Source organism: Pseudomonas sp. Choline-02u-1, from assembly GCF_002836515.1.
Lineage (GTDB): Bacteria > Pseudomonadota > Gammaproteobacteria > Pseudomonadales > Pseudomonadaceae > Aquipseudomonas.
On the sequence record NZ_PJBC01000009.1, the window covers coordinates 1 to 21,096 of the forward strand.

Annotated in this window: 19 protein-coding genes and 1 pseudogene; 9 read left to right on the plus strand and 11 right to left on the minus strand. The window is 58.9% G+C overall.

Annotated features, from left to right (window positions below; all coding sequences use genetic code 11):
- The first annotated feature begins 188 nt into the window (after positions 1 to 188).
- From ureE to CXF97_RS07815, 5 genes are all read left to right on the plus strand, one after another.
- On the plus strand, positions 189 to 689 hold the full coding sequence (ureE, locus tag CXF97_RS07795) for an urease accessory protein UreE (protein ID WP_101157682.1): 501 nt from the start codon (positions 189 to 191) through the stop codon (positions 687 to 689).
- Positions 686 to 1,360 carry an urease accessory protein UreF gene (locus CXF97_RS07800; protein WP_101157684.1) on the plus strand — a complete coding sequence of 225 codons (675 nt, stop codon included), beginning with the start codon at positions 686 to 688 and terminating at the stop codon, positions 1,358 to 1,360. Before ureE ends, CXF97_RS07800 begins: the two co-directional genes overlap by 4 nt.
- Before the next feature lie 24 nt (positions 1,361 to 1,384).
- A complete protein-coding gene (gene ureG, locus CXF97_RS07805) occupies positions 1,385 to 1,999 on the plus strand; it encodes an urease accessory protein UreG (RefSeq protein ID WP_101157686.1) in 615 nt (204 codons plus the stop codon).
- Positions 2,000 to 2,026: 27 nt separating this feature from the next.
- The gene (locus tag CXF97_RS07810) at positions 2,027 to 2,599 is read left to right on the plus strand and encodes a HupE/UreJ family protein (RefSeq protein WP_101157688.1); all 573 of its coding nucleotides are present in this window, start codon (positions 2,027 to 2,029) and stop codon (positions 2,597 to 2,599) included.
- Between the two features lie 182 nt (positions 2,600 to 2,781).
- The gene (locus CXF97_RS07815; RefSeq protein WP_101157690.1) at positions 2,782 to 3,915 is read left to right on the plus strand and encodes an AGE family epimerase/isomerase; all 1,134 of its coding nucleotides are present in this window, start codon (positions 2,782 to 2,784) and stop codon (positions 3,913 to 3,915) included.
- Positions 3,916 to 4,035: 120 nt separating this feature from the next.
- On the opposite strand, the gene CXF97_RS07820 is transcribed toward CXF97_RS07815, so the two are convergent.
- From CXF97_RS07820 to CXF97_RS07860, 8 genes are all read right to left on the minus strand, one after another.
- Positions 4,036 to 4,800 carry an SDR family oxidoreductase gene (locus tag CXF97_RS07820; RefSeq protein WP_101157692.1) on the minus strand — a complete coding sequence of 255 codons (765 nt, stop codon included), beginning with the start codon at positions 4,798 to 4,800 and terminating at the stop codon, positions 4,036 to 4,038.
- Between the two features lie 876 nt (positions 4,801 to 5,676).
- Entirely contained in the window at positions 5,677 to 6,393 is a 717-nt protein-coding gene (locus tag CXF97_RS07830; RefSeq protein ID WP_101157695.1) for an ABC transporter ATP-binding protein, read from the minus strand.
- Positions 6,390 to 7,262: an ABC transporter ATP-binding protein gene (locus CXF97_RS07835; protein ID WP_101157697.1), complete on the minus strand. Its 873-nt coding sequence runs from the start codon at positions 7,260 to 7,262 to the stop codon at positions 6,390 to 6,392. The genes CXF97_RS07830 and CXF97_RS07835 overlap by 4 nt, the downstream gene beginning before the upstream one ends.
- A complete protein-coding gene (livM, locus tag CXF97_RS07840) occupies positions 7,259 to 8,560 on the minus strand; it encodes a high-affinity branched-chain amino acid ABC transporter permease LivM (protein WP_016771917.1) in 1,302 nt (433 codons plus the stop codon). The genes CXF97_RS07835 and livM overlap by 4 nt, the downstream gene beginning before the upstream one ends.
- A 3-nt stretch (positions 8,561 to 8,563) precedes the next feature.
- On the minus strand, positions 8,564 to 9,478 hold the full coding sequence (locus CXF97_RS07845) for a branched-chain amino acid ABC transporter permease (RefSeq protein WP_016771918.1): 915 nt from the start codon (positions 9,476 to 9,478) through the stop codon (positions 8,564 to 8,566).
- A 175-nt stretch (positions 9,479 to 9,653) separates the two neighbouring features.
- Complete coding sequence (locus CXF97_RS07850) at positions 9,654 to 10,787, minus strand: ABC transporter substrate-binding protein (protein ID WP_101157699.1); 1,134 nt, start codon at positions 10,785 to 10,787, stop codon at positions 9,654 to 9,656.
- Positions 10,788 to 11,155: 368 nt separating this feature from the next.
- Positions 11,156 to 12,439: an FAD-binding oxidoreductase gene (locus CXF97_RS07855; protein WP_101157701.1), complete on the minus strand. Its 1,284-nt coding sequence runs from the start codon at positions 12,437 to 12,439 to the stop codon at positions 11,156 to 11,158.
- A gap of 147 nt (positions 12,440 to 12,586) precedes the next feature.
- Positions 12,587 to 14,077, minus strand: coding sequence for an aldehyde dehydrogenase family protein (locus CXF97_RS07860; protein WP_101157703.1), 1,491 nt, complete (start codon positions 14,075 to 14,077; stop codon positions 12,587 to 12,589).
- Between the two features lie 164 nt (positions 14,078 to 14,241).
- Between CXF97_RS07860 and CXF97_RS07865 the strand changes: the two genes are divergently transcribed.
- Positions 14,242 to 15,141 (plus strand): LysR family transcriptional regulator, encoded by a 900-nt coding sequence (locus CXF97_RS07865; RefSeq protein WP_101157705.1) that lies wholly within the window; start codon positions 14,242 to 14,244, stop codon positions 15,139 to 15,141.
- Positions 15,142 to 15,221: 80 nt separating this feature from the next.
- Here the strand turns inward: CXF97_RS07865 and CXF97_RS07870 are convergent.
- Positions 15,222 to 16,035: pseudogene (locus tag CXF97_RS07870) on the minus strand (helix-turn-helix domain-containing protein).
- Between the two features lie 174 nt (positions 16,036 to 16,209).
- Between CXF97_RS07870 and CXF97_RS07875 the strand changes: the two are divergent.
- On the plus strand, positions 16,210 to 17,616 hold the full coding sequence (locus CXF97_RS07875) for a sodium:alanine symporter family protein (protein WP_101157706.1): 1,407 nt from the start codon (positions 16,210 to 16,212) through the stop codon (positions 17,614 to 17,616).
- A gap of 38 nt (positions 17,617 to 17,654) precedes the next feature.
- Here CXF97_RS07875 and CXF97_RS27950 read toward each other — a convergent pair whose 3' ends face one another.
- Positions 17,655 to 17,951 carry a hypothetical protein gene (locus tag CXF97_RS27950; protein WP_157830869.1) on the minus strand — a complete coding sequence of 99 codons (297 nt, stop codon included), beginning with the start codon at positions 17,949 to 17,951 and terminating at the stop codon, positions 17,655 to 17,657.
- A gap of 188 nt (positions 17,952 to 18,139) precedes the next feature.
- Between CXF97_RS27950 and pncB the strand changes: the two genes are divergently transcribed.
- Both pncB and nadE read left to right on the plus strand, forming a co-directional pair.
- On the plus strand, positions 18,140 to 19,363 hold the full coding sequence (gene pncB / locus CXF97_RS07890) for a nicotinate phosphoribosyltransferase (protein WP_101157712.1): 1,224 nt from the start codon (positions 18,140 to 18,142) through the stop codon (positions 19,361 to 19,363).
- 4 nt (positions 19,364 to 19,367) lie between these two features.
- Positions 19,368 to 20,195: an ammonia-dependent NAD(+) synthetase gene (gene nadE / locus CXF97_RS07895; RefSeq protein WP_101157714.1), complete on the plus strand. Its 828-nt coding sequence runs from the start codon at positions 19,368 to 19,370 to the stop codon at positions 20,193 to 20,195.
- Between the two features lie 173 nt (positions 20,196 to 20,368).
- Here nadE and azu read toward each other — a convergent pair whose 3' ends face one another.
- Positions 20,369 to 20,812 (minus strand): azurin, encoded by a 444-nt coding sequence (gene azu / locus CXF97_RS07900; RefSeq protein WP_101157716.1) that lies wholly within the window; start codon positions 20,810 to 20,812, stop codon positions 20,369 to 20,371.
- Positions 20,813 to 21,096 lie beyond the last annotated feature (284 nt).

The window sequence follows — 21,096 nt, forward strand, 5'->3', positions numbered from 1 at the left end:
GCTCCCACAAGGGTCATGCGTCGCAGCCTCGCTTTGGTGCATGACAAATCCTTCATGCACCAAAACCTTCCAGAATCCCCGCACCTGTTGAAAGATCAGCCACGCGCCGTCAGCCATTTCCTACAGATGGGCCGGTTGGCGCGACGCTTGCTCTAGCCCATTCAACGTTCATTGCTGGAAGCTTTCCGATGCTGGTGATTCATCGCAGAATCGACCCTCAACCCGTCTGGGCCGCCGAGTTGCACCTGACCTTCGAAGCGCGCAGCAAAAGCCGTTTGCGCTGTTTCAGTGCCGAAGGCGAAGACGTCGGGTTGTTTTTGGAGCGCGGCCAGCCACCGCTGTATGACGGCGAATGTTTGCAGGCCGAAGACGGCCGTGTCGTGCGCGTCTACGCCCGTCCCGAACAACTGCTGCATGTCACGTGCGCCAATGCGTTCGAACTGACGCGCGCGGCTTATCACCTCGGCAACCGCCATGTCGCCCTGCAAGTTGGCGACGGCTGGCTGCGCCTGCTCGACGATTACGTACTCAAGGCCATGCTCGAACAGCTCGGCGCCCAGGTCGAGGCTATCGAAGCGCCGTTCCAGCCGGAACACGGCGCATATGGGGGCGGCCACCATCATTCCCGCCACGGCGACGAAGACTTCAACTACGCGCCAAAACTTCACCAGTTCGGCGTGCGCCTGTGAATCCGGCCTGGGCGCTGCTGCGTCTGGCCAGTCCGCAATTGCCGATTGGTGGCTACAGCTATTCCCAGGGTCTGGAAATGGCGGTGGATAACGGCCGGGTCCACACCCCTGACGCCGCCCGCCGCTGGATCAGCGATCAACTGCTGCTCAATCTCGCCCGCTTCGAAGCGCCGCTGTTGTTGGCGCATTGCCAAGCCGCAGCAGATGAAAACTGGGCCGAACTACGGCAGCTCTGCGAGAGCCATCGCGCCAGCCGCGAAACCCGCGAGCTGCATCTGGAGAGCCGGCAGATGGGTTACTCCTTGCAGCAGCTGCTGAACGGTCTGCCGGAACTCGATGCGCCCGCCCGCGACTTTCTTGACCAGACCGCAGAACCGCACCTGGCCTTGTGCTGGGCAGTGGCAGCACGCGCCTGGGGCATCAGCCCACAGGACGCGCTTGCCGCATGGCTGTGGAGCTGGCTGGAAAACCAGCTCGCCGTGTTGATGAAAACCCTGCCGTTGGGCCAGCAAGCGGCCCAGCGTCTGACCAGCGAACTGCTGCCGCTGCTGCAACAGGCGCAGCACGACGCAAGCCGAATCAATCCCGAACACATCGGCAGTGCCGCTTTTGGTCTGTCCCTGGCGTGCATGGCCCATGAACGCCAGTACAGCCGCCTCTTCCGCTCTTAGGCCTGTTTATTTTTGGAGAATGAAATGGATACACAACCTCTGCGCGTCGGCATCGGCGGCCCGGTCGGGTCCGGCAAGACCGCGTTGACCCTGGCCCTGTGCCTGGCCCTGCGCGAGCGCTACAACCTCGCCGTGGTCACCAACGATATCTACACCCGCGAAGACGCCGATTTCCTGGTGCGCAACGAAGCCCTCGCGCCGGAGCGCATCATCGGCGTGGAAACCGGCGGCTGCCCGCACACGGCGATCCGCGAAGACGCCTCGATCAACCTTGAAGCGGTCGATCAATTGAACCGGCGCTTTGCGGGCCTGGATCTGATTCTGGTCGAATCCGGTGGCGACAACCTCTCAGCGACCTTCAGCCCGGAGCTGTCCGACCTGACCATCTACGTGATCGACGTTTCCGCCGGCGACAAGCTGCCGCGCAAGGGCGGCCCGGGGATCTGCAAGTCCGACCTGCTGGTGATCAACAAGATCGACCTCGCACCGCTGGTGGGCGCCTCGCTGGAAATGATGGACAGCGACACCAAACGCATGCGCAACGGCAAGCCGTTCGTGTTCAGCAACCAGAAAACCGGTCAGGGCCTTGAGCAAATCATCGCCTTCATCGAACGTCAGGGCCTGCTGACCGCTGCCTGATTCACTTATCAACAAGGAAGCTTATCCATGACACTCAAACGCATTCTTGGCGCCGTGGCGCTGCTGCTGACACCGGCACTGGCCTTCGCTCACCCGGGGCATGGCGACAGCGGCCTCGTCGCGGGTATCAGCCACCCGATCGGCGGTCTCGACCATTTGCTGGCAATGCTCGCCGTCGGCTTGTGGGCGGCGCAGCAGCAAGGCGCGGCGCGTTGGGCGCTGCCGTGCACGTTTGTCGGCACCATGCTGCTGGGCGGTTTGCTCGGTTTTGAAGGGCTTGAGTTGCCGGCGCTGGAAAGCGGGATTGCCGCTTCGGTATTGGCGCTGGGCCTGGCGGTAGCCCTGGCGGTGCGTCCGCCGCTGGTGATGGCGGTGGCAGCGACGGCACCGTTTGCGCTGTTCCACGGCGTGGCGCATGGCTTGGAACTGCCGGAGATGAGCAGTCCTTGGGCGTATGCGGCCGGGTTTGTCGCGGCGACAGCTGTTTTGCATGCGCTCGGTTATGGCGTGGTGCGCGTGTTGCCGCAGGCAGCGGCGCCATTGGTGCGACTGGCTGGGGCTGCATCGGCGGCGACTGGGGTGTGGTTGTTGGCGGGCTGATTGGTTTCGCCTGAACTGTCCCCTTCGCGAGCAAGCCCGCTCCCACACTGGATTTGTGGCGAGCACAAAACCTGCGGGAGCGGGCTTGCTCGCGAAAGCGGCCCATCAGACACCCGGCCTCTAAAGGCTGCCTCTCTGCTACCATGTCGCGCAATCGCCCCAGCCCGTGACGACCTCCGCCCATGCCCCACGCTTCCCGCTCCACCGCCCTGCCCGAATTGACCGCCCTGTTTGGCCAAGTGCAGCAGCACTTCCTCGACGTGATCGTGCCGCTGTGGCAAGGCCCGGGCTGGAACGCCGACATGGCGTTACCGTATGAGGCGCTGGACGCCGCGCATCAACCGCTGCCAGCACAACGTTATCGGGCGATGGCCTGCGCACGGCAGCTGTATGTGTTCTCCAGCCTGATCGGGGTTGTGGATAACGCCGAAGTCCGTGCGGCGGCGCTGTTTCGTTCTCTACAACGGCATTTCCATGATGCCGAGCACGGCGGCTGGTTCTACAGCATTGATGCGCAAGGCAAGCCGCTGGACCAGCGCAAGGATCTCTACACCCACGCCTTCATCCTGTTCGCCTGCGCGCATTACTGGGGCAAGTCTCGCGACTCGCTAGCGGAATCGACATTGAACGCCGCGCTGGAAATCATCGGCCGCCGTTTCGCCACCGGTGACGGCTTGTACGAAGCCTGCCTGGAGCGCGACTGGCTCACCCTGCAGACCGGCCCACTGCAAAACCCGTTGATGCATCTGGCCGAAGCCTTCCTCGCCACTCTCGCCGTACGCGAAGATGCGCACACGCAACAAGCCCTGCTTGAGTTATGCACAGCCATGCACAAGCAATTCGTCGATCCGCAATACGGCGTGTTGATGGAAAAGCCGCTGGGGACTGTGGATAACTGGTATGAGCCGGGGCATCAGTTTGAATGGTATTTCCTGCTCGAATCGTCGCCGCTGTTACGCGATTCGAAACTGCACCGGGCGTTGGATCGGGCATTCGTCTTTACCGAACAATATGGCGTGCTGGAATCTTGCGGCGCCGTACGGGCGATGCTTGATCTGGAAGGTAACGGAAGGCCAAGGGATTCGACGCAGCGGATTTGGGCTCAGGCCGAATACCTGCGCGCGCTGACACTGCGCCCGGAAAGTGAAGCGTCAGTGCTGCGCCAGTTGCAGGCGTTGCAGCAGCGGTTTCTGCATGCCGGGGGTTGGCATGAGTGCCGCGATGAAAACGGTGAAGTCAGTCGCAAGGACATGCCTTCGACCACGCCTTATCATTTGGCGACTTGTTACAGCGGTCTAGCTGAATATCTGCGCTGACTTACAGATCGCTTTTGCGAGCAAGCTCGCCCCCACCTTGATTGTGCTGTTCACCGATAGTGTGTCCGGCGCACTTTCATTGTGGGAGCGAGCCTGCTCGCGAATGGCCTCAGCGCGGTCTCAGGCCTTGTTGCGCTCGATGGCAAACCCGGCCCAGGTCTGGCTTACCGGCATCAGCTCCAGGCTGTTGATGTTGATGTGCGCCGGGGTGTTCATCACCCAGAAAATCGTCTCGGCGATGTCCTGCGGCTGGATCGGCTCGGCGCCGGCGTAGGTCGCGTTGTAGCGCTCCTGATCGCCGGCGAAACGCACCAGCGAGAACTCGCTTTCGCACAGGCCGGGTTCGATGTTGCTTACTCGTACGCCGGTGCCCTGCAGGTCGCAACGCAGGTTCAGCGAGAACTGTTTGACGAACGCCTTGGTTGCGCCATACACGTGGCTGCCCGGGTACGGGTAGTTGCCGGCGATAGAGCCGAGGTTGACGATGCCGGCGCCACGGCCGTGGGCGATCAGCCGTGGCAGCAGGAGGCGGGTGGCGTACATCAGGCCTTTGACATTGGTGTCGACCATGGTGTCCCAGTCATCCAGATCGCACTTCGGCGCCGGGTCGACGCCGAGCGCCAGGCCGGCGTTGTTGATCAAGCCACGAAGTGTGGCGAACGAAGGCGGCAGGTCAGCGATTGCCTCCTCCATCGCCTTGCGATCACGCACATCGAGGACAAGGCCGTGCACTTCAGTCTGCTTCGACAGTTCCGCGCACAGGGCATTGAGGCGTTCTTCACGACGGCCGGTCAGCACCAGTTTCCAGCCAGCTTCGGCAAAACGACGGGCACAGGCTTCACCAAAACCGGACGTAGCGCCGGTGATAAACAGGGTGTTGGACATCGTGTTCTCCTTGCTTCGGCTGCCACGGCAGCCCTTGGAATAGAAAATCAGCAGGCAGCATGCCCGCCCTCGCATTCTCGAGCAACCATTGCCCCATGCAGGGGGCCGACGGCTGCGCCTACATGGGACGAGTTTCAGATCAAAATTTGATCAACGGCCGCTATCCCTTGCCAGGCGTGGCCTGTAGCCATGTGCACGCATGTTATCCACAGTCTGCTCCACAGTTTTCGGGGGCAAGTACAAAGGCGCAAAGCCGCGCCACACAAGGCGTTGCGGGCGAAATGGAAAGTTTTTTGCTTGACCCTGAGACGATGGATGTGCGGGACAGGGCATTTTGCACGACGGACGGTGCCACCGGGTGATTGCGCGAGGCCAGCAACTACGGCCCTCAGCGAAGTCTTTCCAGAGTTTAGTCACAGACTTATCCACAGGCCTGATCAAAGTAAATGGCTGTCGCCCCGGTTGCCAAAAAAAGGTTGACAACGACGTCTGCCGCTCCTGTAAAAAAGCCTGATCAAAAAACAATCATAGCCTTGAAGGCCACGTTTTATATGGCCTGCAGCCATATACACCCACGTTATTCACAGCCGGTTCCACAGTAACCGGGGACAAGTCAAAACTGTGGAAAAACAGCCATTTGCAGCGTCTATATGTCGCGCTTTGGCAGCTTGGGGAATTTGTTTTCCACAATTGCGAGGCCCGCGCAGATCCACTGTGGGGCGGGCTTGCTCGCGAAAGCGGTGAGTCAATTAACACGGTGGTTTTTTGACACACTTCTTTCGCGAGCAAGCCCGCTCCCACAGGGATTTGTGGAGGATCTGGAAAAGAAAAGCCCCGGGACTCTCGTCGCCAGGGCTGTGTACAACCGCGAGAAAATCAGTGCCCGCCCAGATAGGCGTTACGTACCTCCTCATTCACCAGCAACTCTTTACCTGTGCCGGATAAACGGATTTCGCCGTTGACCATCACATACGCGCGATCCGACAGCTTGAGCGCATGGTTGGCATTCTGCTCGACCAAAAAAATCGTCATCCCGGTTTTCGCCAGTTCACGCAGGGTGGCGAAAATCTGCTTCACCACGATCGGCGCCAGCCCCAGGCTTGGTTCATCGAGTAGCAACAGCTTCGGCCGACTCATCAGCGCACGGGCGATGGCGAGCATCTGCTGTTCACCGCCAGACATGGTCATCGCCCGCTGACTGCGCCGCTCTTCAAGCCGGGGAAACAGCTCGAACATGCGCTGCATGTCCTCTTTGGCGTACTTGTCGCCAATCGGGATCGTGCCCATCAGCAGGTTTTCCTCGACGGTCATGTCGGGGAACACCCGCCGCCCTTCCGGCGACTGCGCAATGCCGTTGGAGGCAATGTAGTGGGATGACTTGTGCGTGATGTCGACACCTTGATAAAGGATCTGCCCGCCCGCAGCTCTCGGCTGGCCGAAGATCGACATCAGCAAGGTCGACTTGCCCGCGCCGTTGGAACCGATGAGGCTGACGGTCTCGCCTTCGTTGATCTGCAGTGAAACACCTTTGAGGGCCTGGATCGGGCCGTAGAACACGTCCAGATTGCGCAGTTCGAGGATCGGTTGGCTCATACCAGCTCCTCTTCGTCGGCGCCCAGGTAGGCTGCGATCACTTTCGGGTCGTTGCGGATCGCTTCCGGCCCGCCCTCGGCGATGACAATGCCGTGGTCGAGAACCACGATGTGATCGGAAATGCTCATGACCATGCCCATGTCGTGTTCGATCAGCACCACGGTCAGATCGTGCTCGTCGCGCAGCAGCCGGATCATCGCGCTGAGCGCTTCGGTTTCCTGAGGGTTGAGGCCGGCGGCCGGTTCGTCGAGGCAAATGATCTGCGGTCGCGTGCACATCGCCCGGGCGATCTCCAGACGCCGTTGCTGGCCGTAGGACAACTCGCCGGCGAGACGGTTGGCGCAGTCGACCAGATCAACCACTTCCAGCCAGTAGAACGCGACATCCAGCGCGTCGCTCTCGGCCTTGCGATAGCCCTTGGTGTTGAGGATGCCGGCGAGCATGTTGCGGTTGACCCACATGTGCTGCGCCACCAGCAGGTTTTCCAGTACCGACATTTCCTTGAACAGGCGAATGTTCTGGAAGGTACGGGCAAGACCTGCACGGTTGACCAAGTGAGTACCGCCAAACATTTTGTAGTACAGGCGGCTCAGGAAGGATTTCGGCGAAACGAAATCGGTCGGTTTGAACGACTCGCCAAGCAACTGGATGACGTTGGTCTGCTGGCCGCGCACGTTGAGTTCGATCTTGCCGCCCGTGGCCTTGTAGAAACCGGTCAGGCAGTTGAACACCGTGGTCTTGCCGGCGCCATTGGGGCCGATCAAGGCGAAGATAGAATTGCGTTTGACCTTCAGGCTGACATCGCTCAAGGCCTTGATGCCGCCGAAATGCATCATCAGTTTTTCAACAGAGAGTACGACTTCACTCATGGCGCAGTCCTCTCGTAGTGAATGGCCCCTTTGCGTGGTTTGACCCCGGTGCGACTGATGCGAATCAGCCCGCGCGGTCGCCAGATCATCATCAACACCATCAGGATGCCGAACAGCAGAACGCGGTATTCAGCGAAGCCGCGCAGCAGTTCCGGAGCGACGGTGAGCACGAACGCGGCGATGACCACGCCAATGGTCGAGCCCATGCCGCCGAGCACGACGATGGCGAGGATCAGCGCCGATTCGAAGAAGGTGAACGAGGTCGGGTTGACGAAGCCTTGATAAGTGGCGAAGAACACCCCGGCCAGACCCGCCGTCGACGCACCGATGGTGAACGCCGAGAGTTTGACCAGTACGTGGTTCAGGCCCATCGAACGGCAGGCGATTTCATCTTCACGCAGGGCTTCCCAGGCGCGACCGACCGGCATCTTCACCAGCCGATGCTTGACGTACAGCACCGCCAGCACCACCAGGAACAGCACTGCGTAGATGAAGTAATACTTCACGTCGGGGTTGTAGGTCAGGCCGAAGAACTCATGAAACGGCACCCCGCCATCCTTCGCACGCTTGCCGAACTCCAGACCGAAGAACGTCGGCAGTGGCGCAGGCATGCCGTTCGGGCCGCCAGTCAGCGACAGCCAGTTGTTCAGTACCAGACGAATGATTTCGCCGAAGCCCAGGGTCACGATCGCCAGATAGTCACCGTGCAGACGCAGCACCGGGAAACCGAGAATGCAACCGGCCAGGCCTGCGGTGATCGCCGCCAGCGGCAGCACGGTCCAGAAACCCAGACCGAGATATTGGTAACCCAGCGCCAGACCGTAGGCACCAATGGCGTAAAACGCCACGTAACCAAGGTCGAGCAGCCCGGCCAGACCGACCACAATGTTCAGCCCCAGCCCCAGCAGCACGTAGATCAAACCGAGGATGACCACGCCGAGCAGGTAGGAGTTGGAAACAAACGGCACGATGATCGCCAGCACAATGATCAGCGGGATGATCCAGCGCAGCCGCGATTTGTAATCTGCCGGCAGCACGTGCACGCCGGAACCGCTGCTCTCGAACCCGTCGAGGATCTTCAGGCCCTTGGGCGTTTGCAGGAACAGGCTGAGCGCAAAGCGACCGGCCATGACGATGGCAATGATCCACGCCACGCGGGTCGCTTCGAGGTTGAAGCTGTAGCCGTCGAGGACCACGCCGACAATCGGCCCGAACACGATCAGCGCAATCAGGCCGGCAAGAATCGCTTCGACCAGGCTTTTTTTGATATCGATGGATTTTTCAGTGGTTGCAGACATCGCTTACACCTTCGACACAAGAGGACGGCCCAACAGGCCCTGCGGCCGGAAGACCAGTACGAGGACGAGCAGCGAGAAACTGAACACGTCTTTGTAGTCGGAGTTGACCAGACCGGAGAACAGCGACTCGGAGATGCCGAGGATGATCCCGCCGAGCATCGCGCCGGGCAGTGAACCGATGCCGCCAAGCACCGCTGCGGTGAACGCCTTGATGCCGATGATGAAGCCGGCATAGAAGTCGAACGTGCCGTAGTTCATGGTGATCAGCACGCCAGCGAGTGCCGCCATGGCTGCACCGATAATGAACACGTAGGAAATCACCCGGTCGGTGTTGATCCCCAGAATCGAGGCCATCTTGCGGTCTTGCTGGGTCGCACGGCACATGCGGCCGAGCTTGGTGTATTTGATGACGTAGGTCAGCAGCCCCATGCCGACGAATGCGGCGATCAGGATGAAGACTTTGGTGTAGGTCAATTGCACGAAGCCGGTGCCGACTTCGACACGCCAGGCACCGGTCAGCAGCGTAGGCACGCCCTGTTGTTTGGCGCCTTGGGCGATCTGTGCGTAGTTCTGCAGAATCAGCGAAATACCGATGGCGCTGATCAGCGGCGCCAGGCGGGTCGAGTTACGCAGGGGTTTGTAGGCGACACGCTCGATGACCCAGCCATACACCGCAGTGACGACGATGGTGAAGATGAGCGTGCCAAGCATCAGCAGCGGGAAGGATTCGATACCGAAGTAAGCCAGCAGAGCCAGACTGATTGCCGCCAGGTAAGCGGAAATCATGTAAACCTCGCCGTGGGCGAAGTTGATCATGCCGATGATGCCATAGACCATTGTGTAGCCGATGGCGATCAGGCCATAGACCGACCCGAGGGTCAGGCCATTGACCAGTTGCTGCAGGAAAATACCATCCATAACGCAATCTCACGCAGTGAGAACCTGCGCGCCAATGGCGCGCGGTTCTTCTAGGAAAAATACAGATGTACGTCGGAGCAATGTCGGAGCGCGACCGATGTGTTCACCACCACCCCCTGTGGGAGCGGGCCTGCTCCCACAGGGATTTATGGTGATCAGTTGATCGCTTCAGCCCTTACTTCTGCTTTTCCAGCTGGTGGTATTTGCCGTCCTTGTCCCACTGGTAAACCACGTAGTCGGAGACTTTCAGGTCGCCTTTGGCGTCCCAGGTCTTCTCGCCCATCACGGTTTTCACCGGGTTGGCCTTCAGCCACTTGGCAGCGGCTTCGCCGTCGTTTTTCTTCGCGCCGTTGAACGCTGCCGCCAGGGTCTGAACCGAGGCGTAGGCGTACAGGGTGTAGCCCTCGGGCTCGGTACCGGCCTTGCGGAACGCGTCCACTACGGTCTTGCTTTCCGGCAACAGGCGCGGGTCGGCGCCGAAGGTCATCAGCACGCCATCGGTGAATTGCGGGCCACCAGCGGTGGTCACCAGTTCGTCGGTCACGATGCCGTCGTCGGACATGAACTTGACGTCTTTCAGACCTTGTTCACGCAGCTGACGCACCAGCGGACCGGCTTCCGGGTGCAGGCCGCCGAAATAGACGACATCGGCGCCGGCGCCACGGATCTTGGTGACGATGGTGCTGAAATCTTTCTCGCCACGGGTCAGGCCTTCGTACAGCACAGGCTTGACGCCGCGCTTTTCCAGCTGAGCCTTGGTGGCATCTGCCAGGCCCTGGCCGTAGGTGTCCTTGTCGTGCAGCACGACAACCTTCTTGCCCTTGAGCATGTCGACGATGTAGTCGCCAGCAACGATGCCCTGCTGGTCGTCACGTCCGCACATACGGAACATGGCACTCAGGCCGCGCTCGGTAACTTGTGGGTTGGTCGAACCCGGCGTGATCGCGATGATCCCGGCTTCGTCGTAGATTTCCGAGGCTGGAATGGTCGAAGAGGAGCAGAAGTGGCCAACCACGCCGGCGACTTTCTGGTTGGTGAGGTCCTTGGCGACCGTCACCGCCTGCTTCGGCTCGCACGCGTCATCGCCTTTGACCAGGACGATTTTTTCCCCATTGACACCGCCCGCCGCGTTGATCGCGTCGGCCGCCGCCTGTGCACCCTTCATGTACTGCTCACCAAATGCCGCGTTGGCACCGGTCATCGGACCCGCTACACCGATCTTGATATCAGCTTGAGCAAACGCAGAAACACCCAGCGCAGTAGCCACTGCGAGGGCAAGAAAGCCTTTCTTGTAAAACGTCTGGGACATGAGGTGGTGCTCCAAGGTTTTTTTTAGTTGGCACTGCGACTTCACTTCACTCAAAGCTCAGAGCAAGGCCCGTGCCATCGGTTTTTTATTCTTCAAAAAGTCGCTGCATTGTTGTTATTTCGACTGTTTCGTTCCCATTTTCATTGGGCGTGCAACCGTCTAAACCGCGGAAGGTGAAACCGTATATTTATTCAGGCGCAACCCGCACGCGCCATCATTGCAACCGCAGCGGCAAAGTACGTGCAACCAGCCTGTAACAGCGCGCGTCACCGAACTGCACACTGCTGGTGCGGGACTGCTACAACCCGCACCATTACAGGCTAGTCGCTGGATGCAAAAGCGCCGCTTCCGGCAACAAATTTCAACACTCAAATGACGATGCGCAAGCACTGGCCCGCGTGATACAGCGAGAAACCGGCCTCATACAGGCAACTGCGCAAGCCGACGCCCGCCAGGGGCTGCATCGGTGCGAAAGGAATCGGCAGCGCCTGCGAATCGCCGTTGCACAGGTAATCGGCGAAGGCCTTGCCGACCACAGTGCCAGTGGTCACGCCGCGTCCGTTGTAGCCGGTGACTGCTAACAGACCCGGCGCCGGTTCGAACAGGCGCATCAAGTGATCCGGCGTGAACGCAATGCGCCCGGTCCAGGTGCATTCCCACTCGACCGGCTTCAGATTGGGGAAATAATGCTGCTGCACCCGGTCGGCCCAGGCCTTGAGAAACCAGGTCGGTTTCTGATTGCCATTGCCGAGGCTGCCGAGTAGCAACCGCCCTTCCTTGTCGCGGCGGATGCTGCTCAGCACCTGACGGGTGTCCCACGAGCCCTGCCCGCCCGGAAGAATTGCCTGCGCAGCGTCCTCAGTGAGCGGCACCGAGGCGACCTGATAGTAATAGCCTGGAAAGAAATTGCGCTTGAGTTCGGTCCAGTCGCCTTCGGTGTAGGCATTGGAGGCGATGACCACTTGCTCGGCCAGCACCGAACCCTGTGCGGTCTGCACCGACCACTTCGGCCCGACGCGTTCGAGGCGCGTCACCGACGAATGATCGAACATCTGCCCACCGAGCCCGCGCACGGCATTGGCCAGCCCGGTCACATACGCCATCGGGTTGAGCGTGCCGGCACGGCGGTCAAGCAACGCGGCGGCGATTTTCTGCGTGCCGGTGGCTTGCTCGCAGGCCTTGCCTGTCAGCAGTTCGACCGGCGCGCCACGGCGCTTCCACTGCTGCTCGCGACTGCGCAGGTCGGCCTCGCCCTTGGCGTTATGCGCCATGTGCAAAGTGCCTTCGCGGCGCAACTGGCAATCGATGTTGTATTTGTCCACAAGGCTGAACACCAGCGCTGGCGCTGCGCCGAGCATGCGGTTGAGCTGACTGCCGACCGCCTCACCAAAGCCAGCCTCGATCTCGTCTGGAGGAATCCACAGGCCGGCATTGACCAGCCCGACATTGCGCCCGGAGCCACCATGCCCTGCACGATGCGCTTCCAGCACGCAGACGCTTTTGCCTTTTTCCAACAGATGCAGCGCCGCCGACAACCCGGTGAACCCGGCGCCGATCACGCAGATATCGACCTTGACCTCACCCTTGAGCGCCGAATTCTCCGGCCGTTGTGGCGTGAGCTTTTCCCACAGACATTCTTCGCGTAACGGCATTGCCAGACTCCAACAGAAACCCAACAAACACTGGCTACCCTGTGGGAGCGGTCTTGCTCGCGAAAGCGGTAAATCAGCCAATATCCATACCGGCTGACACACCGCATTCGCGAGCAAGCTCGCTCCCACAAAGGCGATCTCGACCTGTCAGTCGAATGTGATGCCCTGCGCCAACGGCAATTCCAGCGAGTAGTTGACGGTATTGGTCTGCCGGCGCATGTAAGCTCGCCACGCGTCGGAGCCGGACTCACGGCCGCCGCCGGTCTCTTTTTCGCCACCGAAGGCGCCGCCGATTTCCGCACCGCTCGGGCCGATGTTGACGTTGGCGATGCCGCAGTCACTGCCCACAGCCGACATGAACCGCTCAGCCTCACGCACATCGGTGGTGAAGATGCACGACGACAGTCCTTGCGGCACAGCGTTGTTCAAGCGCAGCGCTTGCTCGAAATCGCTGTAGCCAACCACGTAAAGGATCGGCGCGAAGGTTTCGCTGCAAACCACGTCGCTCTGTTCGGGCATTTCGACGATGGCCGGCGACACGTAGTAGGCGTTGGGGAACTGATCTTCAAGTTGGCGCTGACCGCCGAACACCCGACCGCCTTCGCTGAGCGCCTGCTCCAGCGCGTCCTGCATGTTTTCGAAGCTGTGCTTGTCGATCAGCGGACCGATCAGATTGCCTTGCAGCGGATGGCCGATGCGTACTTTCGAATAGGCAGCCTTGAGACGGGTGACGATTTCTTCCTTGACCGATTCGTGGGCGATCAGACGGCGCAAAGTCGTGCAGCGTTGCCCGGCGGTGCCGACGGCGCTGAACAGAATCGCGCGCACCGCCATGTCCAGATCGGCGCTCGGGCCAAGGATCATCGCGTTGTTGCCACCCAGTTCAAGAATGCTGCGGGCGAAACGCGCGGCGACTTTCGGCGCCACTTCGCGGCCCATGCGCGTGCTGCCGGTGGCGCTGATCAGCGCAACACGCGGATCATCGACCAGCGCTTCGCCGGCATCGCGACCGCCAATCACCACCTGGCACAGGCTCGCTGGGGCATCACTGAAATTTTTCACTACGCGATCGAACAGCGCCTGACAGGCCAGCGCGGTCAGCGGGGTTTTCTCTGATGGCTTCCACACCACCGGGTTGCCGCAGACCAGCGCCAGCGTGGTGTTCCACGCCCACACCGCGACCGGGAAGTTGAACGCGCTGATCACCCCGACCACGCCAAGCGGATGCCAGGTTTCGCGCATGTGGTGGCCCGGGCGCTCGGAGGCGATGGTCAAACCGTACAACTGGCGCGACAGGCCCACGGCGAAGTCGCAGATGTCGATCATCTCCTGCACTTCACCCAGACCTTCCTGAGTGATCTTGCCAGCCTCCCACGACACCAATTCGCCAAGATCGGCCTTGTACTCGCGCAACACTTCGCCGAACTGGCGCACCAGCTCACCGCGACGCGGCGCCGGCACCTTGCGCCAGTGATCGAATGCATGATCTGCGCGACTGATGTGTTGCTCGACTTCGGCAGCGCCCTCCCAGTTCACCGAGGCAATTTCGCTGCCGTCGATGGGTGAATGCACCGGCACTTTGCCGTTCTGGTACAGGGCCGGGTTGACTCCCAGACGATCAAGCAATGCGGCAACCATCGGTCTCTCCTCAAACAAAAACAGAATGTGTGCGGCCATCCTTCGCATGGCCGGGCAGGCCTTTAGTTGTAGCCTCACTGCGGCGATGCAACAAACGACCTTTACGCCAGATATCATTCCGTTTATTCATGCTGCGTACAGAAAGACAAGAAAAAGGACTGGCCATGCTGAACAAACGCCACTTGCCCTCGATCACCGCGTTGCAATGCTTCGAGGCGGTGACCCGGCACTTGAGTTTTACCCGCGCCGCCGAAGAGCTGAACCTGACCCAGAGTGCGGTAAGCAAACAGGTCGCGCAGCTTGAAGAACTGTTGCAGCACTTGTTGTTCCGCCGCGTGCGCCGCCGCTTGCAGATGACACCGGCCGGCGATTTGTATCTGGTCGAAGTCAGAAAAATCCTCAGCCAAGTGGAGATGTCGACGCATTACCTGCGTTCCTACGGCGGAGAGACCGAAGTCCTGCGCGTCTCCACCCCTTCGACCTTCGGCGCGCGCTGGCTGGTGCCACGGCTGAAAGGCTGGCGCCTGCGTCACCCGTCGATTCATCTTGATTTGTGCAATGAGCAGGAAGCGGATGATCTGCTGCAGGGGCGCAGCGATCTGGCCTTCTATTTCGGCCAGGCCTCACGCCCGGGCACGGAATGCCTGAAATTGTTCGGCGAAGAACTGGTGCCGGTCTGCGCCCCGGGCAGCCTGCCCGACGCGCCATTGACTGACCCGACGCAACTGACCGATCTGGTGCTGCTGCAGAATGCCTCGCGACCGCAGGCCTGGCACGACTGGTTCGACAGTCAGGGCTACCACACCGAACACAGCTATCACGGGCCGCGTTTCGAAACCTTTTATATGTGCATCCGCGCCGCCCAGGTCGGCTGTGGCGTGGCGCTGCTGCCACGGTTTCTGGTGGAAGAGGAATTGGCCGAGGGCAAGCTGGTCATTCCCTGGCAGCATGCGATGCCCAGCAGCGATGCCTATTACCTCGCTTACCCGGAGCACGCGGCGGAAGTGCCAAAGGTGCGCGATTTTGTTAAGTGGATGCTCGAACAAATCGACAATCCCCTGTAGGGGCTGTCGAGTGCAACGAGGCTGCGATCTGTTGATCTTCAAAATCAACAGCCTCGCTCCATTGGGATTTTTAACAGAGGTTATCCGGCGATAACAAACAGGCCCTCGACAATCCGGGATTGGGCCAGGCGCGCGCGCAAATCATCATCAATGGCGCGATCATCAGGCTTATACAAACGAACACGGCGGTACGCGTCGACGTGATTGATTTCCTGCCCCAGATATTCCCATACGACCCTTGAGCACGCGGGAGCGCGATGATCCGCAGCAGAAACACCCATCTTCAACCCATTGAGCCGCGTTATGCAGCTTTTGAAGCTTGGAATAAGAATGGTCTGGCATATTTCGTTGGAGGTCAGCGATTCATAATCGATAAAAAACAAGCGATCCCGAAGGTGATAGGCGATGCCCAGATATTGATACCGTTCAAAGTCCTCTGCAGTGCCAGAGATCTGTAAGCGCTCGTTTCGCTCATATACGATGTCATCGCCCTCCGCTCGCACATGTACCAGCGAGCACAGAATGGAGCCAGGTTCAGTCATTGCGTGATTATTACTCGTAGTAATAACCAATATGCGCTCTTAATTCCGGTGAAGATTGCTGACGCAGATGTTCATGCATCAATTGTGGCGCGCCCCTTTCACTTGGCGTGTGACGCTGACCTGCTTTGAGGCCTGTCAGGGCGATGAACTGCTCTGTAGGTTGAATAATTTCAGACTCTTCGACTCCAAAAAATTCGCAGATGCGCTTTAGGTTAAAAGGCGTTGGAATGCTTTTTCCACACAGGTATTTATTGAATTGCCCACGATTGATGCGAACTTTCCTACAAACCTCCGCGACAGATCTGTAATGGCTACATAGCAACCTCAAGTTCGCCGAAAGAAAATCAGACATTCAATAACCCAGCAAAGACCAGAAAGGCGCAACCATAGCAGCAACTCGCATCACATTTAAGCAACTTGCGAAATTGCATCGAATCAAATATGGCGGGATATTACGCCGTCTGAAGGAATTCAGGACTGACGACACCATTGATTTGCCAGCACTCTATATAGCAAGGAGCTTTGAATGCTTGATGTCATCAACGATTTTCTTTCGAGCAGGGTGTTAATACCTTTTGTTCTCGGATTAGGAGCGTATTTCACGATCCGATCAGGATTTGTTCAACTACGATACTTTCCTCATATGTTCGGCGTCTTACGGGGTAGCTGGCGCGCAAACGGTCAGCATTTGAGTTCACTCCAGGCGCTGACACTCAGCCTTGCCGGGCGCGTGGGTACCGGAAACATCGTCGGGGTCGGAATTGCAGTAGGTTTGGGTGGGCCAGGCGCTGTGTTCTGGATGTGGATGACTGCGCTTTTGGGCATGTCGAGCAGCTTCTTCGAATGCACGCTAGGCCAGCTCTACAAACGCAGCGATGGCAACGGCCTCTATCGAGGGGGCCCGTCCTGGTACATTCAGTATGGTCTGAACAAGCGCTGGCTCGGGTTGATCGTAGCCATGCTGATGCTGGTGACATTCGGATTTGCCATCAATGGTCTCGAATCCCATGCAGTATCGCACTCCCTGAAAGACGCATTCGGCTTGCCGCCCTTGTGGTCGGGCCTCGCGCTTTCCCTGATGCTGGGCATCGTATTCATCGGTGGTATCACGCGTATTGCAGCAGTCGCCGACCTGTTGGTTCCTCTGAAGGTTCTCGCCTATATCGGCGTGACGGCGTACGTACTGGTGCTGCAGTTTGAACAAGTACCGACAATGCTGATGACCATTATCAGAAGCGCATTCGGTCTGGATCAAGCGTTCGGCGGCTTGATCGGCAGCGCGATTATCATGGGCGTCCGACGAGGAGTCTTTTCCAACGAAGCCGGACTGGGCAGCGCCCCAAATGTCGCGTCGGTAGCGAAGGTGAGTCATCCGATTGCACAAGGTGCGGTCCAGGCATTGAGCGTTTTCATCGACACGTTTGTAGTCTGCACCTGCACCGCACTGATGATCTTGTTGTCCGGCATCTACAGTCCGGGATTTGAAGGCGACGCAATTGCCCTGGCCCAGAACTCGTTGGCCGCCGTGGTCGGGGACTGGGGACGGTCGTTTATAAGTATCGTGCTGGCATTGTTCGTATTCACGGCGATGCTCTACAACTACTACCTCGGAGAAAACAGCTTACGGTTCATGTTTGGTGAGCCGAAGAAAATGCTGATCATCTATCGGCTCGTGGTATTAGTCATGGTGTTCTGGGGGGCCAATGAGGATTTATCCACAGTTCTGGCTTTTGCCGATATCACCATGACTTTACTGGCGCTCGTAAATTTGATTGCGATGGCGCTTCTTTTCAAAATATGCCTGCGTCTCTTGAATGATTATGAAGCTCAACGTCGCAGTGGAATCAAGACACCCGTTTTTGATTCGAAACTGTTTCTCGAGCTAGACCTTGACCCAATTGCATGGCCACCGGCGCCAGTGCCCAAAACATAACGAAACGTTTCATAGACTCATATGCCGCACGTGATCGGTTATTCGAAGACGCCTGTTTCAGAATCCGCGCTGCCACGAGCCTTCTTGAAGCGTTCACGTCCATCACTATCAAAGGCACCAATGACTCCGACTTTTATCAACTCATACTTCCTGCCTATTTGTTGCTCCAGGACGGTGTGGATACGTTGGAACAGATTTCGTTCAAGGGAGACGACCTGCACGCCTAAGATAACAACCGATGAAATGATCAGAGCAGCGATGTTCAAGGCAGTGGAAACAAACCTGATACCGAGGCATTCGTTACTCGCCGAGTATTTGAAAAGCTGGAAGTGCATCGAGCAAGTACTTCATGCCGCGCTTGAGGTGCAACCGAAAATGAGCAATTTCTGCGGTTTGAGGTGTATCACCTCAGAGGATCTGTCACCTGAAAGCAAAAAAGCGCTGGCAATCCCCACCGCTGATATGCGCCACTAGCGCCATCGATATGGACCGCGCCAGGCGCGGCGCAACTGGAGACCCGTTTATGAGCGAGAGTGTGTTTGCCGATCGCATCGTGCAGAACCTGCTCGACACCGACTTCTACAAGCTGACGATGATGCAGGCGGTGCTGCACAACTACCCCAACGTCGAAGTCGAATGGGAGTTCCGCTGCCGCAACGCCGAGGATCTGCGCCCGTATCTGGCCGAAATCCGTCATCAGATCGAGCGCCTTGCCGAGCTGAGTCTGAGCCCTGATCAATTGAGTTTTCTCGAGCGCATCACGTTCCTCAAACCGGATTTCCTGCGTTTCCTCGGCCTGTTTCGCTTCAACCTGCGCTACCTGCACACCGGTATCGAGAACGGCGAATTGTTCATCCGCCTGCGCGGGCCATGGCTGCACGTAATCCTTTACGAAGTGCCGCTGCTGGCGATCGTCAGCGAAGTGCGCAATCGCTATCGCTACCGGGAGACCTCGCTGGAGCAGGCGCGCGAACAGCTCTATCGCAAGTTCGACTGGCTCACCGCCAACGCCTCTGCCGATGAACTGGCGCAACTGCAGGTCGCTGATTTCGGCACGCGCCGGCGCTTTTCCTTTGGCGTGCAGGCGGAAGTGGTCAACGTGCTCAAGCATGATTTCCCCGGGCGCTTCGTCGGTACCAGCAACGTGCATCTGTCCCGCGAGCTGGACATGAAACCGCTGGGCACCATGGCCCACGAATGGATCATGGCTCACCAGCAACTCGGCCCACGACTGATCGACAGCCAGATCGCCGCGCTCGACTGCTGGGTCCGCGAGTACCGCGGCCTGCTTGGCATCGCCCTCACCGACTGCATCACCACCGACGCATTCCTTGGCGATTTCGATCTGTTCTTCGCCAAGCTCTTCGACGGCCTGCGCCATGACTCGGGGGACCCGGTGGCGTGGGGTGAAAAGTGCATCGCGCACTATCACAAGCTCGGCATCGACCCGATGAGCAAGACCCTGGTGTTTTCCGACAGTCTGACCCTGCCAAAATCGTTGGAGATTTTCCGCGCGCTGCACGGTCGCATCAATGTGAGCTTCGGCATCGGTACCAACCTCACCTGTGATATCCCGGGTGTCGAGCCGATGAGCATCGTGCTTAAAATGACCGCCTGCAACGGCCAGCCGGTGGCGAAGATCTCCGACGAGCCCGGCAAGACCCACTGCAAAGATCCGAATTTCGTCGCCTATTTGCGACATGTGTTTCAGGTTCCTGCCGAATCCAGTCTATCTAGCAAGGAGTGAATTCATGCAAGCCGTACAGCGTGAGATTGCTGAGCAGCTCAAGGTGCAACCACCGTTCGCCGACGATCAGGCCCTGCAGGCGGAAATCGCCCGGCGCCTGCGTTTCATCCAGGATTGTCTGGTCAATTCCGGGCTCAAGGCCCTGGTGCTGGGCATCAGCGGCGGCGTCGACTCACTGACCGCAGGCCTCTTGGCTCAGCGCGCAGTACGTGAACTGCGCGAAAAAACCGGCGATGACCGCTACAAATTCATCGCCGTGCGCCTGCCGTATGAAACCCAGTTTGACGAGCATGACGCCAAGGCCTCGCTCGACTGCATTGCCCCTGACGAAATCCACACCGTGAACATCGGCCCGGCGGTCAAGGCGCTGGCTGCTCAGGTCTCGGCGTTCGAAGGCAAACCGGCAGCGTCGGTGGACTTCGTGCTGGGCAATACCAAGGCGCGCATGCGCATGGTTGCGCAGTACACGATTGCCGGGGTGGCTGGCGGTCTGGTGATCGGCACCGACCACGCGGCAGAAGCGGTGATGGGCTTCTTCACCAAATTCGGTGACGGCGCCTGCGACCTCGCCCCGCTCAGCGGCCTGGTGAAAAATCAGGTGCGCGCCATTGCCCGCAGCTTTGGCGCGCCAGAGTCTTTGGTCGAGAAAGTGCCGACAGCCGACCTCGAAGACCTGTCGCCGGGCAAGCCGGACGAAGCTGCGCATGGCGTGACCTATGCCGAGATCGATGCTTTTCTGCACGGTGAAACCGTGCGGGACGAGGCGGCGAAGATCATCGTCGATACGTACAACAAGACCCATCACAAGCGGGTCATGCCTTTCGCACCTTGAAGTATTGAGGAGCCTGTAGAGGCCTGTAGGAGCCTGTAGGAGCCGACGAGTGCAACGAGGCTGCGATCTTCTGATCTTGAATCTTGCTTTGAAGATCAAGATCAGAAGATCGCAGCCTTCGGCAGCTCCAACACAAAAAAAGCGTCCCGGAGGACGCTTTTTTTGTGCCTGAATCACTTGACGACGATAGTGCCTTTCATCATCGAGATGTGGCCCGGGAACGAGCAGAAGAAGCCGTAGCCACCGTCAGCCACCTTGGCCACGTCGAAGGTCACCGAATCGGTTTCCTTGGCGCCGATGATCTTGGTGTGCGCCACAATGCGCGCGTCGCCATCCTTCAGGTAGTTCTTGTCGATACCGGCTGCCAGACCGTCGGTAGCGATCGGCTGCATGTCAGCTTCTTTGCTGATCACCAGGTTGTGGCCCATGACGTTTTTCGGCAGGTTGCCGGAGTGGGTCAGTTCGACGGTGAAGGTTTTGCAGCTTTTGTCGATCACGATTTCCTTGGTGTTGAAGGACATCTGATCGGTGGAATCTACGGTGGTTTTGCACTCGGCAGCCATCAATTGGCTGCTGGCCAGCGCCAGCAGGGATACCGCAACAACTTTGGAAAACATGGTGAATCTCCAAGGCAGGGTTAACAAAAACACTAGTGGTGGAAAGACTGCCTGAAATCTTCGCAAGTTCCTATGACTTGTGTCAAAAATTGTATACAACTTTCAGGCTATGACACTCATCGACACAATCTAACGGCCATTGCGTTCGGCCAGCCCTATGATCGGTGCATCTACTGAAACGGAGTGCCTGTCATGTTCTTCAACGGTCTGTTGTGCAGTTTGCTTGCCGCCTACGCCTGTGGCGCCAGCGGTACATTTGAATCGCCCGAACGCGAAGTCTAGTC